The sequence below is a fragment of the Actinopolymorpha singaporensis genome (assembly GCF_900104745.1).
GTDB classification, from domain to species: domain Bacteria; phylum Actinomycetota; class Actinomycetes; order Propionibacteriales; family Actinopolymorphaceae; genus Actinopolymorpha; species Actinopolymorpha singaporensis.
The window spans coordinates 5,458,948-5,475,829 of sequence record NZ_LT629732.1; the positions used below are offsets into that span (position 1 = coordinate 5,458,948).

At 72.8% G+C, this 16,882-nt stretch carries 17 protein-coding genes; 5 read left to right on the forward strand and 12 right to left on the reverse strand.

Annotation, left to right across the window (positions count from 1 at the left end):
* Positions 1-167: 167 nt before the first annotated feature.
* Positions 168-365, reverse strand: a complete 198-nt coding sequence (locus tag BLU27_RS24455; RefSeq protein WP_092658203.1) for an SPOR domain-containing protein — start codon at positions 363-365, stop codon at positions 168-170.
* A 79-nt stretch (positions 366-444) separates the two neighbouring features.
* Between BLU27_RS24455 and map the strand changes: the two genes are divergently transcribed.
* Positions 445-1,308 (forward strand): type I methionyl aminopeptidase, encoded by an 864-nt coding sequence (map, locus tag BLU27_RS24460; protein ID WP_092655972.1) that lies wholly within the window; start codon positions 445-447, stop codon positions 1,306-1,308.
* Positions 1,309-1,327: 19 nt separating this feature from the next.
* Here the strand turns inward: map and BLU27_RS24465 are convergent, their stop codons facing one another.
* From BLU27_RS24465 to BLU27_RS24490, 7 genes are all read right to left on the reverse strand, one after another.
* Entirely contained in the window at positions 1,328-2,884 is a 1,557-nt protein-coding gene (locus BLU27_RS24465) for a glycosyltransferase family 39 protein (RefSeq protein WP_092655973.1), read from the reverse strand.
* Positions 2,885-2,929: 45 nt separating this feature from the next.
* Positions 2,930-3,082 (reverse strand): hypothetical protein, encoded by a 153-nt coding sequence (locus tag BLU27_RS29330; protein WP_157728788.1) that lies wholly within the window; start codon positions 3,080-3,082, stop codon positions 2,930-2,932.
* 259 nt (positions 3,083-3,341) lie between these two features.
* Positions 3,342-3,893 (reverse strand): PH domain-containing protein, encoded by a 552-nt coding sequence (locus BLU27_RS24470; protein WP_157728789.1) that lies wholly within the window; start codon positions 3,891-3,893, stop codon positions 3,342-3,344.
* A complete protein-coding gene (hisG, locus tag BLU27_RS24475) occupies positions 3,890-4,735 on the reverse strand; it encodes an ATP phosphoribosyltransferase (protein ID WP_092655975.1) in 846 nt (281 codons plus the stop codon). The genes BLU27_RS24470 and hisG overlap by 4 nt, the downstream gene beginning before the upstream one ends.
* Positions 4,736-4,834: 99 nt before the next feature.
* Positions 4,835-5,098, reverse strand: a complete 264-nt coding sequence (locus BLU27_RS24480; RefSeq protein WP_092655976.1) for a phosphoribosyl-ATP diphosphatase — start codon at positions 5,096-5,098, stop codon at positions 4,835-4,837.
* Positions 5,099-5,284: 186 nt separating this feature from the next.
* On the reverse strand, positions 5,285-5,974 hold the full coding sequence (locus tag BLU27_RS24485; protein WP_092655977.1) for a response regulator: 690 nt from the start codon (positions 5,972-5,974) through the stop codon (positions 5,285-5,287).
* Entirely contained in the window at positions 5,967-7,214 is a 1,248-nt protein-coding gene (locus tag BLU27_RS24490) for a GAF domain-containing sensor histidine kinase (RefSeq protein WP_241827614.1), read from the reverse strand. The genes BLU27_RS24485 and BLU27_RS24490 overlap by 8 nt, the downstream gene beginning before the upstream one ends.
* 204 nt (positions 7,215-7,418) lie before the next feature.
* On the opposite strand from BLU27_RS24490, the gene BLU27_RS24495 reads away from it, so the two are divergent.
* From BLU27_RS24495 to BLU27_RS24505, 3 genes are all read left to right on the forward strand, one after another.
* Positions 7,419-8,141 carry an SDR family NAD(P)-dependent oxidoreductase gene (locus BLU27_RS24495; protein WP_092655978.1) on the forward strand — a complete coding sequence of 241 codons (723 nt, stop codon included), beginning with the start codon at positions 7,419-7,421 and terminating at the stop codon, positions 8,139-8,141.
* On the forward strand, positions 8,138-9,292 hold the full coding sequence (locus tag BLU27_RS24500; RefSeq protein WP_092655979.1) for an S-adenosylmethionine:tRNA ribosyltransferase-isomerase: 1,155 nt from the start codon (positions 8,138-8,140) through the stop codon (positions 9,290-9,292). Before BLU27_RS24495 ends, BLU27_RS24500 begins: the two co-directional genes overlap by 4 nt.
* 89 nt (positions 9,293-9,381) lie before the next feature.
* Positions 9,382-10,008 carry an SGNH/GDSL hydrolase family protein gene (locus BLU27_RS24505; protein WP_172805029.1) on the forward strand — a complete coding sequence of 209 codons (627 nt, stop codon included), beginning with the start codon at positions 9,382-9,384 and terminating at the stop codon, positions 10,006-10,008.
* Between the two features lie 74 nt (positions 10,009-10,082).
* Here the strand turns inward: BLU27_RS24505 and fabI are convergent, their stop codons facing one another.
* Positions 10,083-10,853 (reverse strand): enoyl-ACP reductase FabI, encoded by a 771-nt coding sequence (gene fabI, locus BLU27_RS24510; protein WP_092655980.1) that lies wholly within the window; start codon positions 10,851-10,853, stop codon positions 10,083-10,085.
* 3 nt (positions 10,854-10,856) lie between these two features.
* Entirely contained in the window at positions 10,857-11,561 is a 705-nt protein-coding gene (gene fabG / locus BLU27_RS24515; protein ID WP_197681563.1) for a beta-ketoacyl-ACP reductase, read from the reverse strand.
* 192 nt (positions 11,562-11,753) lie between these two features.
* Here fabG and BLU27_RS24520 point away from each other — a divergent pair, with 192 nt between their 5' ends.
* A complete protein-coding gene (locus tag BLU27_RS24520; protein ID WP_092658211.1) occupies positions 11,754-12,890 on the forward strand; it encodes an alpha-hydroxy acid oxidase in 1,137 nt (378 codons plus the stop codon).
* On the opposite strand, the gene BLU27_RS24525 is transcribed toward BLU27_RS24520, so the two are convergent.
* Together BLU27_RS24525 and BLU27_RS24530 are read right to left on the reverse strand one after the other, a co-directional pair.
* Complete coding sequence (locus BLU27_RS24525; RefSeq protein ID WP_092655981.1) at positions 12,881-14,665, reverse strand: ABC transporter ATP-binding protein; 1,785 nt, start codon at positions 14,663-14,665, stop codon at positions 12,881-12,883. The two genes, BLU27_RS24520 and BLU27_RS24525, sit on opposite strands and share 10 nt — an antisense overlap.
* A complete protein-coding gene (locus tag BLU27_RS24530; protein WP_092655982.1) occupies positions 14,658-16,685 on the reverse strand; it encodes an ABC transporter ATP-binding protein in 2,028 nt (675 codons plus the stop codon). Before BLU27_RS24530 ends, BLU27_RS24525 begins: the two co-directional genes overlap by 8 nt.
* Between the last annotated feature and the right edge of the window lie 197 nt (positions 16,686-16,882).

Genomic DNA, 16,882 nt, shown 5'->3' on the forward strand with positions numbered 1-16,882 from the left:
GTGTGGAGGCGTGACTGCTGGCACGCCCCACACCCATCGGCCGCCACCACACCAATCAACCGCCACCACACCCATCGGCACGACGAGGACCCGTCGGCACGGGTGTGGCGCCTTCGCCGAATGGTGAAGGTCGGTGCGGAACCAGCCGGGTCAGCCTCCGGCGGCGGTCACTGGTCCTCGTCGTCGTCGGACCAGTTGGGGTCGTTGTCCCACGTCTCGTTGCGCTCGGCCACCTTGTCCAGCGCCCGCTCCGCCTCGGCCCGCGAGGAGTAGGGGCCGAGCCGGTCGGCGGCCTTGCAGCCCTCCTGGGGCTCGACGGTGTGGTGCCGCAGGCAAAAGAACCATTCCGGGTGCTCGGTGCTCATGACCAGAGCTTTCCGCAGCCGGGCGGCCCCGGCAACTCCCGACGGTGCGTACCCCGAGGCGTCGTAGACTCCGGGAATCATGGGCAATCTCGCACCGGCCACCATCTCACCCCGTCGTTCGGTCCCCCGCACCATCGAACGCCCGGAATACGTCGACCGGAGCGGTCCGAGCCCGTTCACCGGCTCGGAGGTCAAGGACGCCGACACCATCGCCCGGATGCGGGTCGCCTGCCGGCTCGCCGCCCAGGCACTGCAGGAGGTGGGCCGGCACGCGAAGCCGGGCGTCACCACCGACGAACTCGACCAGATCGGGCACGAGTTCCTCTGCGCGGCCGGCGCCTATCCCTCCACGCTCGGTTACCGAGGTTTCCCCAAGTCGCTGTGCACCTCGGTCAACGAGGTCATCTGCCACGGCATCCCGGACTCCCGTCCGCTGGAGGACGGAGATCTGCTCAACATCGACATCACCGCGTTCCTCGACGGCGTGCACGGCGACACCAACGCGACGTTCCTGGTCGGCAACGTGGACGAGGACAGCCGGTTGCTGGTCGAACGCACCCACGAGTCGATGATGCGCGGTATCAAGGCGGTTCGTCCCGGTCGCCAGGTCAACGTGATCGGCAGGGTGATCGCGTCGTACGCCAGGCGGTTCGGCTACGGCGTGGTGGAGGAGTTCACCGGCCACGGCATCGGCACGGCGTTCCACTCCGGGCTGATCATCCCCCACTACGACGAGCCGCGGTTCGACACCGTGATCGAGGCCGGGATGACCTTCACCATCGAGCCGATGCTCACTCTCGGCACGCACGAGTGGGACATGTGGGACGACGGGTGGACGGTCGTCACCAAGGACCGCCGCCGGTCGGCGCAGTTCGAGCACACCGTGCTGGTCACCGAGCAGGGGGCCGAGATCCTCACCCTGCCGGACGCTCCGGAGTCCTGACCGCCCGCCGGTCCCCCGCTCACTTCGTGGGGCGCGTCCGGCTCCACAGACTGACCCGCAGGCCGGGTACGTCCACGGTCCGCAGGTGCCGCAGGCCGGTCACGCCGGCCGGGCCGTCACGCTGCCAGTCCGGCTGCACCACCCACACCCGGCGTACGTCGTCGGGCAGCCGTCCGTCCAGCCAGGGCGGGACGCACCGGGCGTGCCGCAGGTAGTACGGCAGCGTCTGCACGGTCGAGACCGTGCGCTGCATCCCGTCACCCGGACGGCAGCCGGCCGCGACGACCTCGGCCGCGGACCGGATGTCCGGCCCGTGGCCGGTGACTCGGCGTACCTGCGCGAGCGACGGCCAGGCGACCGCGACGGCGACGGCGACGGCCACGGCGACTCCCGTAGCCGTCGTGGAGGTGGAACTCCTCGCCGAGGGAGCCGTCGTGCGCGGGCCGTCCGGGCCCTTCGAGCCGTTCGAGCCGTCCGAGCCGTTCGAGCCGTCCGGGCCGCTCGGGGTGGCGAACGCGGACGAGGCCAGCAGCGCGAGGGCGGGCGCACACACGAGCAGGTAACGCGGCAGGAACACCGGCGTGAGCAGGCCGAGCCCCGCCAGGGCCAGCGGCGGGACGACCAGCCAGCACGCCGAGGCGACGAGGAGCCGTCCGCGGCCGGCGCGTGAGGGTCCCGGCGCCGCCCTCAGCACACCGGCCGCCGCCAGCGCGCCGAGCAGCCGGAGGTACGCGCCGCTTCCGGCCGGCGCGACGAAGCCGTCGAGGAGGCCGGACCAGCTGGTGCGCGGTATCCAGGAGACCGTCGCCCGCTGCCCGAACGCGGCGACCGCGACCACAGTGGGCAGCACCAGTCCGGCGCAGGTGGCGACAAGGTACGCCCGCCACGGTGCCCGGCCGGTTCGTCCGGACGCGGCCCGCAGCAGCAGAGGGTGGGCGGCCAGCACCATCAGCGCGACCACGTGCACGGCCCCGAGCGCGGCGACAGCGGTCGCGTACGCGATCCACCACTGCCGCGCCGACCGCAGCGACTGCGCCGACCGCGCCGCCGTCCCGGTTCGCGAGCCGGACTCGGCGGCCCGCCACAGGCACCACGCGGCGGCCACCGCGGCCAGGACGGCGAACGAGTAGGGCCGGGCCTCCTGGGCGTACCGCGACGCCATCGGCGAAACGGCCGCCAACAGAGCCGCGGCGACCCCGGCGCCGCTCCCCCACCATCTCCGGCCGAGATCGGCCAGCAGCCCGACCGCGGCCGCCATCGCCACCGCCGACGGGAGCCGCAGCCAGGCCTCGCCGTCGCCGAACCACGTCCAGCCGTGCATGAACAGGTAGTAGGCACCCAGTCCGGCGTCGCGCTCGGCGAGGAACCCGAGCAGTGCGGCCGGCGATCGGCCGGACTCACCGGCGGTCGCGGCCTCGTCCAGCCACAGCGCCGGGGTGCCGATCCGGAAGAGGTACAGCACCAGCGCACCGAGAGCGGGCAGCACGGCCACCGCGAACGCCTCGATGGCCGGCGAGGTCGCCGGACGCGACGGTGCGGGCGGCGCGGGAAGCGTCCCAGCCGCCTCCCGCGTCACGCCCGCACCTCCACCCGTCGGCGCCTGGCAGTGCCGCCAGTGCCGTTAAAGCTCCGCCTCACCGCGCCGTAGCTCGGCGACGATCTGCTCGGCGTCGCGCTGGGTCATGTCCAGCCGCCGAATCCACCAGTCGCCTGCCTTCGCGTCCCAGATACCGTAGCCGTACTCGGTTTCTCGTACCTCGAATCGTTCGCTCACCAGTCGCCCTCCCCATACCGAGTACCCCCAGGGTATCGAACGCGTGTTCGAACGCAAGTCCCGGATCCAAGGCCGGCCTCCGATCGCGCTGCCCGGTGGGGGCGGTGAACCACGACGAACGGCACGAGCCCATCGCACACCCGCCGCGGTGAACGACTCCGCGCGGCCCGGGGCCACCGGCCCGACGGTCACGCTCCGGACACGGTTGAACGGGAGGAGTACGCTCGGCCCGGCCTGGTCCGGTCGTACCGAACGGTGCTCAGTCGTCGCGGCTGGTGCTCGTGCGCGCGGCGACCAGGCGGGCGAGCTCCCGGGCCGCCGACCGTGCCCGGTCGCCGTCGGCGGACTGGATGGCCATCACCGAGACGGTGGTCCCGTCGTCCAGGTCGAGCTGCACCCAGGGGTCGCCGCGGCGCAGGTTGACCCGTACCACCTGGGCCCAGACCAGCGTGTGCGTACGCGTGAGGTTGACGATGGTCAGCCCGGCCTCGTCCGCGCGCAGCCGCATCCTCCCGAGGCGGTACAGCCCGAACAGCAGCACCGCGAGGAACGCCAGCAGGGTGAGCGTCTGCGGCCAGCTGAACTTCGCCCTGATCTCCGCCGGGAACGCGATCCACAGGCCCGCAGCAGCGGCCGTCAGCAGAACTCCCATCGCCACCGCGACCACCAGGCCCAGCTGGGAACGCCAGGTGTGCGGCAGCCTCGGGACGTCCGGCCCGGCGCCGCCGCCGGCACCACCGCGGTCGCCACGGTCACCGGCGTCGCCCGGATCTGGCCGGCGTACGGACATCGAGTGCACCGATCCGCTCACAGTCGGCAGGCGTGGATGCTGGTGACCAGGATCGCCCGCGCGCCGGCGTTCCACAGCTCGTCCATCAGCCGCTGGGCGTCCGCGCGCGGCACCATCACCCGCACCGCGACCCAGCCGGACCGATGCAGCGGGGAGACCGTCGGCCCTTCCAGCCCCGGCGCGATCCTGGACGCCTCGTCCACCCGGTCCGCTGCGATGTCGTAGTCCATGAGGACGTAGTCGCGGGCGACCAGCACGCCCTGCAGGCGGCGCAGCATGAGGTTGAACCCCTCCGGGTCGGCCGTGCCGTTGCGGCGGATCAGCACGCCCTCCGAACGCAGGATCGGGTCGCCGAACAGTTCCAGCCCGGCCTGGCGGAGCGTGGCGCCGGTCTCGACGACGTCGGCGATGGCGTCGGCGACGCCGAGCTGGATCGCGGTCTCCACCGCGCCGTCGAGGTGGGTCACGTGCGCAGTGACGCCGTTCTCGGCGAGGTAGGTCCTGATCAGCCCGGCGTACGACGTGGCGATCCGAAGGCCCTCGAGGTCGTGCACGGACTTCGCGGTTCCCGGCCGGGCGGCCAGCCGGAACGTCGACCGCGAGAAGCCGAGCTCGAGCACCTCGTCGGCGGGCGCGCCGGAGTCCAGCAGCATGTCCCGGCCGGTGATGCCGAGGTCGAGGGTGCCCTCGCCGACGTACACCGCGATGTCGCGGGGACGGAGGTAGTAGAACTCGATCTGGTTGTCGGGGTCGATCAGCACCAGTTCGCGGGAGCTGCCGCGCTGGCGGTAGCCGGCCTCGCGCAGCATCTGGGCGGCCGGCTCGGCCAGCGCCCCTTTGTTCGGAATGGCCACACGCAACATGTTCGGACGCTCTTTCCTCAAGCCTGGAAGGAAACCTGGCGGACCCTTGCGAATCCTGGCGGTACCCGGTCGTCGGTCAGGGGTGAGGGCCGCTCACCCCTACAGATGCGCGTAGACGTCCTCGAGCTTCAGGTCGCAGGCGAGCATCAGCACCTGGGCGTGGTAGAGCAGCTGGGAGATCTCCTCCGCGGCCCGCTCGCGGCCCTCGTGCTCGGCGGCCATCCAGGACTCAGCGGCCTCCTCGACGAGCTTCTTGCCGATGGCATGGACGCCCGCGTCCAGCGCCGCGACCGTGCCCGAGCCCTCCGGGCGGCTGGCGGCTTTCGCGGTCAGCTCGGCAAACAACTCGTCGAACGTCTTCATCCGAGTGGGTTCCTGGGATCGGTTGGCGTACGGGAGTACGGGCGTACCGGCGTACGTGGACGCGCCCCAGCCTATGGGGTGAGGGAAACCGCGCCTCTGGCCGCCCTCTTCCGGAAATGCGGTGGGCGATGTCCCGCCTCTGGCCACCCTCTCCGGAAACCGTGGGCCGGTCGGAGGTCCCGCCGATCAGGCCAGCCCGCGGCGGACCGCGTACAGCGCCGCCTGGGTCCGGTCGGCCAGGCCCAGCTTGGCCAGGATGGACGACACATGCGTCTTGACGGTCTTCTCCGACAGCACCAGTGCGCGGGCGATCTCCCGGTTGGAGCGGCCATGGGCGATCTCGACCAGTACCTCACGTTCGCGTTCGGTGAGGGCGCCGCCGGCGCGTTCGGCCGGGTCGTCACCGCGGAGCAGGGCGTCGGCCACCTCGGGTTCGAGGAGCACCTGCCCCGCGTGCACGGCCCGGATCGCCTGCGCGAGCGCCTCCGGGTCGACGTCCTTGAAGAGGTAACCCGCCGCGCCGGCCCGCAGCGCGGGCACCACGGTGGCGGGTTCGGTGAACGAGGTGAGGACGAGAACGCGCACCGTGCTCCCCCGGTCACGCAGCATGCGCAGCGCGGACACGCCGTCGACGCCGGGCAGCTGCAGGTCGAGCAGCATCAGGTCCGGCCGCAGAGTCTCGGCAAGCTCCACCGCCGCGCCGCCGTCACCGGCCTCGCCGACCACCTCGATGTCGTCCTGGATGTCGAGGAACGTCCGCAGGCCGTGGCGTACGACCTGGTGGTCGTCCACGACGAGTACGCGGATCGGCCCGGCCTTCCCCGCGGCGGCCGGAACGCCGGCGGCCGCGGCGCTGCCTGGGGCTGTGTCACTCATGCGGCACCTCCAGCCGGAGCGTGGTTCCCGCGCCGGGACGGGACTCGACCCGCAGCCGCCCGCCCGCCTGCCGGGCGCGCTCGCGCATCGAGGCCAGGCCGAGGTGGTGGCCCCCGTCGCGGGCCGGATCGCCGTCGAACCCCTTGCCGTCGTCGGCGACGACGAGCACCACCTCGTGATCGGACGTACGGAGGTCGATGTCGACTGCCGACGGCTCGGCGTGCCGCAACGCGTTGTGCAGCGCCTCCTGGGCCACCCGGAACACCACGTCCTCCACCTCGCCGGGAAGCTCGCAGCGGCCGTCGCAGTTGGAGTCGAAGCGGACCCGGACCGGATGGGCACGCGAGATCACCGCGACGTGCTTGCGCAGCGCGGGCACCAGGCCGTCCTCACGCACCGCCGGCGGACGCAGCTCGGTCACCACGGCACGCAACTCGTCCAGTGCGGAGCCGGCGAGTTCTTTCACCCGGGCGAACTGTTCGCGTGCACGGTCGCGATCTCCCTTCACCGTAAGGGCTTCCGCGGCCCCGACGGTGAGGCGCAGGCTGAACAGCTTCTGCGCGACCGCGTCGTGCAGGTCGCGGGCGATCCGGGCGCGCTCCTCCACCAGGGTCAGCTCGCGGTCGCGTTCGAACATCCGGGCGCGGGTGAGCGCGATCGCGGCGTGGGCGGCGAGGATGCCGAGCAGGCGTTCGTCCTCGTCTCCGAACACCGGTGCGTCCGGGCCGTTGGCGACGTAGATGGCGCCCATGATCTCGCCCCGGTCGACGATGGGAACGCCGAGGAAGCCCCGCATCGGCGGATGGGTGGCCGGCCAGCCGGAGAAGCGCGAGTCCGCCTGGACGTCCTCGGCGCGGTAGGGCCGGGCCTGCGCCATCATCACGCTCAGCAGGCCGTGCGCACGCGGAAGCGGGCCGATCGCCCGCCACTGCTCGGGGCTGATCCCGCTGGCGTAGAACTCCGCGAACCGGCCGCGCTCGTCCGGCAGCCCCAGCGCGGCGTACTCGGACCGGACCAGCGATCGCGCCGACTCCACGATCATCTGCAGGACCTCGCGGGTCGCGGTCTGCTCGGTGATCGCGAGCAGGGCGCGCGACAACGCCTCGAGATCGTCCCGGCCGCTGCCGTCGCGGCCCTGGTCGCGGTCGCCGCGGCTCTGGTCGCGGTCGCCGCGGTTGTCGCTGCCGGTACCGGCGGCCTGGTCGGAGAGCTGGTCGGAGGGCTGGTCGGAGGTGGACACGTTCCGAACGCTACCCGCCGCCGGCGCCCGCGGGACCGGCCCGCCGCCCCGCCGCTGGTCCTAGGTCCATCGGCGCAGACCGGTCCGATCCGCTGACCGATGGCCTGCCCCGCCGGCGCTCCTAGCGTCGGGACCAGAAAGACAGCGGGCGGTTCCCGGTCGACGCGGAGCCGCCGAAGATCCCGTCCCATCCGGAGGTACGCCATGCCCGTCGCCCTCGTCACCGGAGCCTCCCGCGGCCTCGGGCTCGCCCTCGCCGGCGGGCTCGCCGACCGCGGCTGGTCCCTCGTCGTCGACGCTCGCCACGAGGCACCTTTGCGCGACGCGGTTGCCGAGCTGACCAGCCGGGCCGGCCCCGGCGCGCGGGTCGAGGTCCGCGCCGGGTCGGTCGGGGACGCCGCTCACCGCGCCGACCTGGTGGCGGTGGCCCGTGGGCTCGGCGGCCTCGACCTGCTGGTCAACAACGCCGGCGTGCTCGGTCCCAGCCCGCTGCCGCCGCTGGCCGCGCTCGGCGTACCGGCGTACCGGGAAGTGCTGGAGATCGGCGCCGTCGCCCCGCTGGCGCTCACCCAGCTGGCGCTGCCGTTGCTGCGCGAGCGGTCCGGCGCCGTGTTGAACGTCACCAGCGACGCCGCCGTGGAGGCCTACCCCGGCTGGGGTGGCTACGGCTCGGCCAAGGCGGCGCTGGAGCACTGGTCCCGCGTGCTCGCGGTCGAGCTCGCCGAGGCCGGCGACGACGTACGGGTGTGGTGGGTGGACCCGGGTGACCTGCGCACCCAGATGCACCAGGACGCCTTCCCCGGCGAGGACATCTCCGACCGGCCGTTGCCCGACACGGTGGTGCCGGCGTTCGTCCGGCTGGTGGGCGAACGCCCGGACAGCGGCCGCTACCGGGCCGCCGACCTGCTCACCGAGGTGGCGGCATGAGCGCCGGTACGACGACCGCGGTCCAGGCGGCCGGCACCGCTCCCAACGTTCTCCCGGCGCCCAGGGTCGACTTCGTTCTGCCGCCCGAACTCGAGGCACACGAACCGCCGGAGGCGCGGGGCCTGACCCGGGACGGGGTACGGCTGCTGCTCGGCCGTGGTGACGGGTCCGGTGACGGGCCCGCGAACGAGGTCGCCCACCACCGGTTCGTCGACCTGCCGCACCTGCTCGAACCCGGCGACGTCGTGGTGGTCAACCGGTCAGGGACCCGGCCCGCCGCCGTGGACCTGCCCACGCACCCCGAGGACACCGACAGCACCGACAGCACCGACAGCACCGGCACCACCGGGGAGGGCGAACGGCGCAGCGTGCACTTCTCCACCCTCGCCGCCGACGGTTCCTGGCTGGTCGAGCTCCGCCGCGGCGACGGCCCCGACCCCGGCGGCCGACCGGGCCGGCGGATCGACCTGCCCGGCGGTGCCTCGCTCGTACTCCGTGAGCGGCACCGGTCCGGCCGGCTGTGGCACGCCGTGCCGATCGTTCCACCGGCCGTCCCCGACGTACCGGCCTATCTCGCCCGGTACGGCCGGCCCATCCGGTACGGCTACGTCGGCCGCGACTGGCCGCTGCACGCGTACCAGACGGCGTTCGCCACCACGCCCGGAAGCGCGGAGATGCCCAGTGCCGGGCGGCCGTTCACGCCGGAGGTGGTGACCGAACTGGTGGCGCGCGGGATCCTCGTGGTGCCGATCACCCTGCACACCGGGGTGGCGTCGGCGGAGTTCCACGAACCGCCGTACGCGGAGTGGTTCGAGGTGCCGGCCGCGACCGCCGCCGTGGTGAACGACGCCAACGAGCGAGGCGCCCGGGTGGTGGCGGTCGGTACGACGGTGGTGCGTGCGCTGGAGTCCGCGGCGCACGGGTCCTGGGTGCGGGCGGCGTCCGGCTGGACCGAACTCGTGGTCACCGCCGAGCGCGGGGTAGCGGTGGTGTCGGGACTGCTCACCGGTTTCCACGAGCCGCAGGCGTCCCACCTGCTGATGCTGGAGGCGATCGCCGGGCCCGAGCTGGTACGCCGCTGCTACGCCGCCGCGGTGGAAGAGGGCTACCTGTGGCACGAGTTCGGCGACGTCAACCTGCTGCTTCCCTGACCGAGTGCCCGTCGGGATGCGGTGCGGCGGCAGTCCAGGACCGGACCCCGAACCCGCCGAACGGGCCGAGTCGGCCTAGGTTCGAACGCGTGAGCGTACTGACCCAGAACTCGACGGTTCTGTTCATCGGCGACAGCGTCACCGACGGCGGCCGCGACCGTTCCGACCCGCACAGCCTCGGCCACGGCTATCCCCGGCTGGTCGCGGACACCTGCTCCCGTACCCGGCCCGGCGACGGCGTGCGGTTCCTCAACCGCGGCATCAGCGGCAACCGGGTGCGCGACCTGCGCACCCGGTGGCAGGAGGACTGCCTGGATCTCGGTCCGGACGTGGTGTCGATCCTGATCGGCATCAATGACACGTGGCGCCGCTACGACAGCGGCGATGCCACCTCGGCGGACGACTTCGCCCGCGACTACGACCACATCCTGGCCCGGACCACCGACGCGCTGCCCGCCCGGCTGGTGCTGGTCGAGCCGTTCGTGTTGCCGGTGACCGCGGGCCAGCACGGCTGGCGGGAGGACCTGGACCCCAAGCTCGAGGTCGTCCGCCGGCTGGCCGGGGAGTACGGCGCGACGCTGGTCCCGCTCGACGAGCTGATGGCCAAGGCGGCCGCCGACCAGGACCCGGCCGAGCTCGCCGCCGACGGCGTACACCCCACCGAGGAGGGGCACGCGCTGATCGCGAGGTTCTGGCTGGAGGCAGCCGCCTCCTGACAAGACACCGGTGGGCGCCGCGCCTCGTGCGCGGCGCCCACCTGGGAGCAGTTGCTGGTACGGAGATCCGCCGGTCAGGCGCCCATCGCGTGGTAGCCGCCGTCGACGTGGACGATCTCGCCGGTCGTCTTCGGGAAGAAGTCCGACAGCAGCCCGACCACCGCGCGGCCGGTGGGGCTGCTGTCGGTCGGGTCCCAACCGAGCGGCGCCCGCTCGCTCCAGACGTTCTCCACCTTCTCGATGCCGGGGATGCCGCCCGCGGCGATCGTCTTGGTGTAACCCGCGGACACCAGGTTGACCCGGATGCCCTTGGGCCCGAGGTCGCGGGCGAGGTAGCGGGCGCAGGACTCCAGCCCGGCCTTCGCCACCCCCATCCAGTCGTACGCCGGCCAGGCCACCGTTGCGTCGAAGGTGAGGCCGACCACCGACGACCCCTCCTTCATCAGCGGCAGGACGGCCGTGGTGAGCGACTTCAGCGAGTACGCCGAGACCTGCAGCGCCGTCGCGGCGTCGGCCCAGCTGGTGTTGAGGAAGTTGCCGCCGAGCGCCTCCTGCGGGGCGAACGCGATGGAGTGCACCACGCCGTCCAGCCCGTCGACGTGGGCACGCAGCGCGTCGGCCAGCCCGGCCAGGTGTTCCTCGTTGGTGACGTCGAGTTCGAGCACCGCCGGCTCGACCGGCAGCCTCTTGGCGATCCGCCGGGTGATCGACAGTGCCCGGCCGAAGTTGGTGATGACCACCTGCGCGCCCTGCTCCTGCGCGACCTTCGCGACCGCGAAGCCGAGCGAGGAGTCCATGGTCACGCCCGCGACCAGGATGCGCTTGCCCTCGAGGATCCCGCCCATGTCTTAGTGCCCCATCCCTAGTCCGCCGTCCACCGGGATGACGGCCCCGGTGATGTATGCCGCCTCGTCGCTTGCCACCCACCGGATCACCCGCGCCACTTCCTCGGTGCTGGTGTACCGGCCGAGCGGGATCTGCTTGAGGTACTGCTTTTGTAGCTCCTCCGAAAGCTCGGCCGTCAGGGCGGTTTCCACAAAACCGGGGGCCACGACATTGGCGGTGATTCCCCGCGAACCCAGCTCGCGGGCGATGGATCGGGCCATGCCGACCATGCCGGACTTGCTGGCGGCGTAGTTGACCTGGCCGGCGCCGCCGAACAGGCCGACGACCGAGGACACCAGGACGATGCGGCCGCGGCGCATCCGCAGCATGCCCTTCGCGGCCCGCCGGGCGAAGCGGAAGGCGCCGGTCAGGTTGGTCTCGATGACGCTGGACCAGTCCTCGTCGCTCATCCGCATCAGCAGGGTGTCGCGGGTGATGCCGGCGTTGGCCACCAGCACCTCGACCGGGCCCTGCTTCTCCTCGACCTCGGCGAACGCCGTCTCCACCGTCTCCGGCTCGGTCACGTCGCACTTCACCGCCAGGAAGCCCTCCGGGGGCTCCCCGCCGCGGTAGGTGATCGCAACGTCGTCGCCGGCCTCGCGGAACGCCTGCGCGACAGCCAGCCCGATGCCGCGGTTCCCCCCTGTCACCAGCACCGATCGACCCACGTACGCCTCCCTGGTCAGCTGCGGTCCTTCGATCCCAGGCACGCTAGCAGCCCGGGTGTCGATCACCGGGTCAGGCACGGCGAGCGTCGCCGTCCTGCGAGCGCGGCGGACGAGACCTCGGGCCGGCCGCAGACCGACCGCGGACGGGAGTTCGGACGTTCGGAGGAGACTCCGGACGGGACAATGGCCGTCATGACCTCCGTGCCTTCCACGCCTTCCCCGGACACGCCTGTTCCCGGCGCGCAGCCTGCGGCGGCTCCCGTGGCGGCGTCCCCCGCCGTGACGGCACCACCGATCGAGCCGCGTGACCTCGAGGCGGCAGCCCGCTCGGTGCTGCCGACGGAGGTGTACGACTACATCGCCACCGGCTCCGGGGCGGAGGAGACACTGGCCGCCAACCTGGCCGCCTGGCGTGACCTGGCGCTGGCGCCGCGGGTACTGCGTGACGTGGGCGGTGTGGACGTGTCGACGACGGTGCTGGGTACGCCGGTCAGCTCACCGGTCCAGGTCGCCCCGACCGGCTACCAGCGGCTGGTGCACCCCGACGGCGAGCTGGGCATGGCGACCGGCGCCGCACACGCGGGCTCCCTGCTGGCCCTGTCCACCCGGGCCACGACGACGTTCGAGGAGCTCGCGGACGCGGCCGGCCCGTGGTGGCTGCAGCTGTACGTGCTCCGTGACCGCGACCTGACCGCGACCGTGGTCGAACGGGCCGCTGCCGCCGGCGCCCGGGCGCTGGTGCTGACCGTGGACACGCCGTACGTCGCGAGGAAGGCGCGAGCCACCGCGTTCCCGCCCGCCGAGGTCTCGCCCGTGCTCGTCCCGGAGCTGCGCGCCCGGGCGGACGAGGGCGTGTGGCAGGACCCCGGCGTGACGTTCGCCGACCTCGCCTGGCTGGCCGAGGTGTCCGGCCGGCTGCCGCTGGTGGTGAAGGGCGTGGTGCGCGGCGACGACGCCCGCGCCTGTGTCGACGCGGGCGCGGACGCGGTGTGGGTGTCCAACCACGGCGGGCGCCAGCTTGACGGTGCCGTACCCACCGCGCGGGCCCTGGCCGAGGTGCGGTCCGCCCTGCCCGACGAGGTCGAGGTGTACGTCGACGGCGGGATCCGCAACGGCCGCGACGTCGTCCGCGCGCTGGCCCTCGGCGCCACCGCGGCGTTCGTCGGCAGGCCCGCGGTGTGGGCCCTGGCCACCGGCGGTGCCGCCGGGGTGGGCGACCTGCTGGTGACGATGCGCGCGGACCTGGAGGAGACGCTCGCCCTGTGCGGATGCGCGTCGCTCGCCGACGTCACGCCCGACCTGCTGCGCCCGGCTCATCCTCACCGGTAGGCCCGCGACTGCAGGTCGTACAGCTCGGCGTACAACCCGCCGTGCTCCATGAGCTCGGCGTGGCTGCCCTGTTCCAGCACCCGCCCGCGGGACAGCACGACGATCAGGTCGGCCATGCGTACGGTGGAGAACCGGTGCGAGACCAGCAACGTGACGGTGCCCTGGCGCGCCCCGCTGCGTGCGGCCGCGGCGAAGCGTTCGAACATCGCGTGCTCGGTCTGCGGGTCCAGCGCCGCGGTCGGCTCGTCGAACACCACCAGCAGCGGGTCGGTGCGCATCAGGCCGCGTCCGAGCGCCAGCCGCTGCCACTGGCCGCCGGACAGGTCGACACCACCGTCCCAGGACTTGCCGAGCTGGGTGTCCAGGCCGTTCGGCAGCGCCGTCAGCACGCCACTCGCGCCGGCGCGCTCCAGCCCGGCCAGCACGGCCGCGTCGTCGTCGACCCGGCGCAGGTCGGCCACCCCGACCGCCTCCCGGGCGGTGAACTCGAACGGCACGTGGTCCTGGAACGCCGCGCTGAGGCGGGACCGCCACTCCTCCACCGGGAAGTCGGCGAGCGGCGTTCCGTCCACCAGGATCTGCCCCGCGTCCGGGCGGTAGAAGTCGCACAGCATCTTCACCAACGTGGTCTTTCCGGCGCCGTTCTCACCGACGAGCGCGACCACCTTGCCGGCCGGTAGCCGCAGGGACAGCCGGTCGAGCACCTTCCCGCCGGTGTCGGGGTAGCCGAACGACACGTCGCGTACCTCGATGCCCTCGCGCAGCCGGTTCGGCACCGGCGCCGGGCGGGCCGGGACGTACGCCTCGGCCTCGGCGTAGTCCTCCAGCCACACCAGCCTCCGCGCGAGCTTGAGCACGTGCATGAGACTTGTGCCGTACGAGACGGCCGTGGACACGATCCAGGTCAGCTGCGCGGCCAGGCCGATGGCCAGCACCACGTCGCCGGGACCGGCATGCCCGCGTACGGCGAGGAGCAGGACGAACGCGATCGCGGCGACGTACGCGGCGGCCACGACCAGCGCGTCCACCGCGCCCAGCACCGCACCTCGCCAGGTGGCCCGGTTGCGTTCGGCGACGACGCGACCGGCGACCTCGTCGTGGCGGGCTCGCAACTCGCCGGTGAGCCCGAAGACCCGCAGCTCCTTGCCGGCCGAGGCGGACGTGGCGACGTCGAAGAGGTGCCGGCGCAGCCGCTCGGGCTCGGTGGTCACCTCCTGCGCGGTGACGTCGAGGTCCCGTGCCCGCCGGCCGATCACGATGGACACCACGGAGACCAGCGGCAACGCGAGCAGCGCCGGGTGCACCCGGCCCAGGAGCACCCCGGTGGCCGCCAGGGACACCAGCGACCGCACCATCCCGGCGGTGGCGTTCACCATCGTCCCGAGGGACCGGCTCTCCTCGCGGATGCGCTGCACCTGGTCGAGGTACTCCGGGCGTTCGTGGTGCGCCAGGCCGTCCACCCCGCCGAGCAGCACCATCAGCCGCCGCTCCGCGTAGGCCTGGGCCCGCTCGATGACGCCGAACACGCAGTCGCAGTAGTAGAAGACGTTGACCAGGCTGACCGCGACGACACCGGCGAGCAGGCCCGCGGCCCACAGCGCCAGCGCCGGGTCGTGCTCCATGGCGGCGTCCACGACGAGTTTCGCGCCGTACGCCAGTACGACCGGCACCAGGGCCATGACCATGCCGGTGACCAGCTGGAAGGTCGCTCGCCAGGGCGCCGCGCGGAACCCGATCGCCATCGTCATGCGGTAGGCCCGCAGTGCCTCACGCATGGGTCCCCATCCCTTCTCCGGTGGCTCCTGTGGACGTGTCGGAAGGAAGCCGGTGCCCGCCGGCCGAGCGCGCCGGCTGCTCGTCGAGGAACCGCGACGCCTGCAGGGTGAACATCTCGGCGTACCGGCCGCCGAGGTCCATCAACCCCTCGTGGCTGCCGTCCTCGACCACGCCGCCGTCGGCGAGTACGACGATCCGGTCGGCCCGGCGCACCGTCGAGAAGCGGTGCGATATCAGGCAGGTGGTCAGGCCCTCGGTGAGCTCGAGGAACCGCTCGTAGAGCTCCGCCTCGGCTCGTACGTCCAGCGCGGCGGTGGGCTCGTCCAGGATCAGCAGCCGGGCGCCGGCCTGCACCGCGAACATCGCCCGGGCGAGCGCGATCCGCTGCCACTGGCCACCGGACAGGTCGACGCCGCCGGTGTACTCCCGCGACAGCACGGTGTCGAAGCCGTGCGGCAGCGACTCGACCAGGTGGAGTACGCCCGCCTTCCGTGCGGCCAGCCGCAGCCGGTCCTCGTCGTGTGCGTACGCCGGCGCGCCCAGCCCGATGTTGTCGCGTACGGGCAGGTGGTAGCGCGCGAAGTCCTGGAAGAGCACGGCCACCTGATCCCGCCACGCCGCGGGGTCCAGGTCGGCGAGGTCGTTGCCGTCCACCAGCAGCCGGCCCCGCGTCGGTGCGTACAGGCCGCACAGGAGCTTGACCAGCGAGGTCTTTCCGGCGCCGTTCTCCCCCACGATGGCCAGCGACCGGCCGGCCGGGATGGTGAGGTCGAGCCCGCACAGGGCGGTGCGCTCGCTGCGTGGGTACCGGAACGTCACGCCGTCGAACCGGACGCCGTGACGCGGCAGGCCGGGTGCGGCCGCCGGCCTCGGCAGCTCGGCGACGGACACGGGGCCACCGGACACGCGGCCACCGGACACGCGATCACCGGACACGGGCGCGGCGGACACGGGCGCGGAGTAGCCGCCCGAGCCGCCCAGCCGGGCGTCCAGCGCGAGCACCTTCGGCACGGTCACCGCGGCGTAGGACAGGTAGACGTTGCGGTCGTCGAAGGCGGTGTAGGAGTTCACCCCCGCCAGCGCCTGGGTGTAGATCGCCACCGCCGCGACGGACAGGTCACCACGGGCCGCCGCCCAGCCCAGCAGTCCGTACGACACGGCGTTGACCGCCAGCACCGCCCCGCTGGCACCGAACAGCACGCTCCCCCGCGGGCTGCGCACCTTCCACACCGGCGCCATCGCGGTGTACCACGCGCGTTCGAACGCGTCGATCAGCCAGCCGAGCATCCCCCACACGCGTATCTCCTTGCCGGCGGCCGGTCCGAGCGCGACATCGCGGAGGTACTCGGCGCGGCGCAGCGCGTCGCTGCGGCCGTAGCCGATCTCCCCGACGCGGAGGTACTCCTGCTGCATCGCGAACACCACGATCGGCCAGACCACCAACCACAGCAGGCCGATCCACCAGGAGAAGAACAACAGCACCACGGCCGAGCCCAGCGCCTGCAGCCACGACGGCAGGACGTACCCCAGTCCCTCCACCGCGAGGCCGGGACGTTGCGCGTCCGCGCCGAGCCCCTTGACCAGGCGTACGTGCGCAAGGATGTCGGGGTCCTCCAGATGGGCGATCCCACCCGGCCGGCCGACCGCGGCGAGTACGCGGTCCTGGAGGTAGCGGTCGGTCTCCCGGCCGAGCGTCATCGACACCGCGCGCAGCATCGGGGCGACGAGGCGCTGTGCCACGACCAGCGCGCCGACGGCGACGAGCAGGTCGAGGGTCCGGTGGCCCGCCGCGGAGTCCAGGCCGCCCCGAACCGCGTCCGGGATCGAGCCGACCAGCAGGCCGGTCAGGGCGACGGCCGCGACCGGGAGGGCCGCGGTCAGCAGGACGCCCACTCCCAGCAGGGCGGACTGGCGGCGGCTCACCGAGGGCAACAGGCGCAACAGGATCGGAATGCCCCGGATCGACTCGAAGCCGGGCCAACGGCGCGGGAGGGCACGAACTCGTTCAGCCAAAGTCATGACGGCATCATGGCGTCATGAAGACGTCATGTCAATGCATTGCGGCGTCAGTACGGCGTCAGGTCGGCGTCGGAAGCGGCGTCAAGGCTCCGGGGCGACCTTCGGGCGACGGACCTGACCTCGGCAGAAGGCATGGTGACCAGGGGCGGACAACGGGTCGGCGGGACCGAAGGCCCTCGGATGCGGCGAACGTAGGC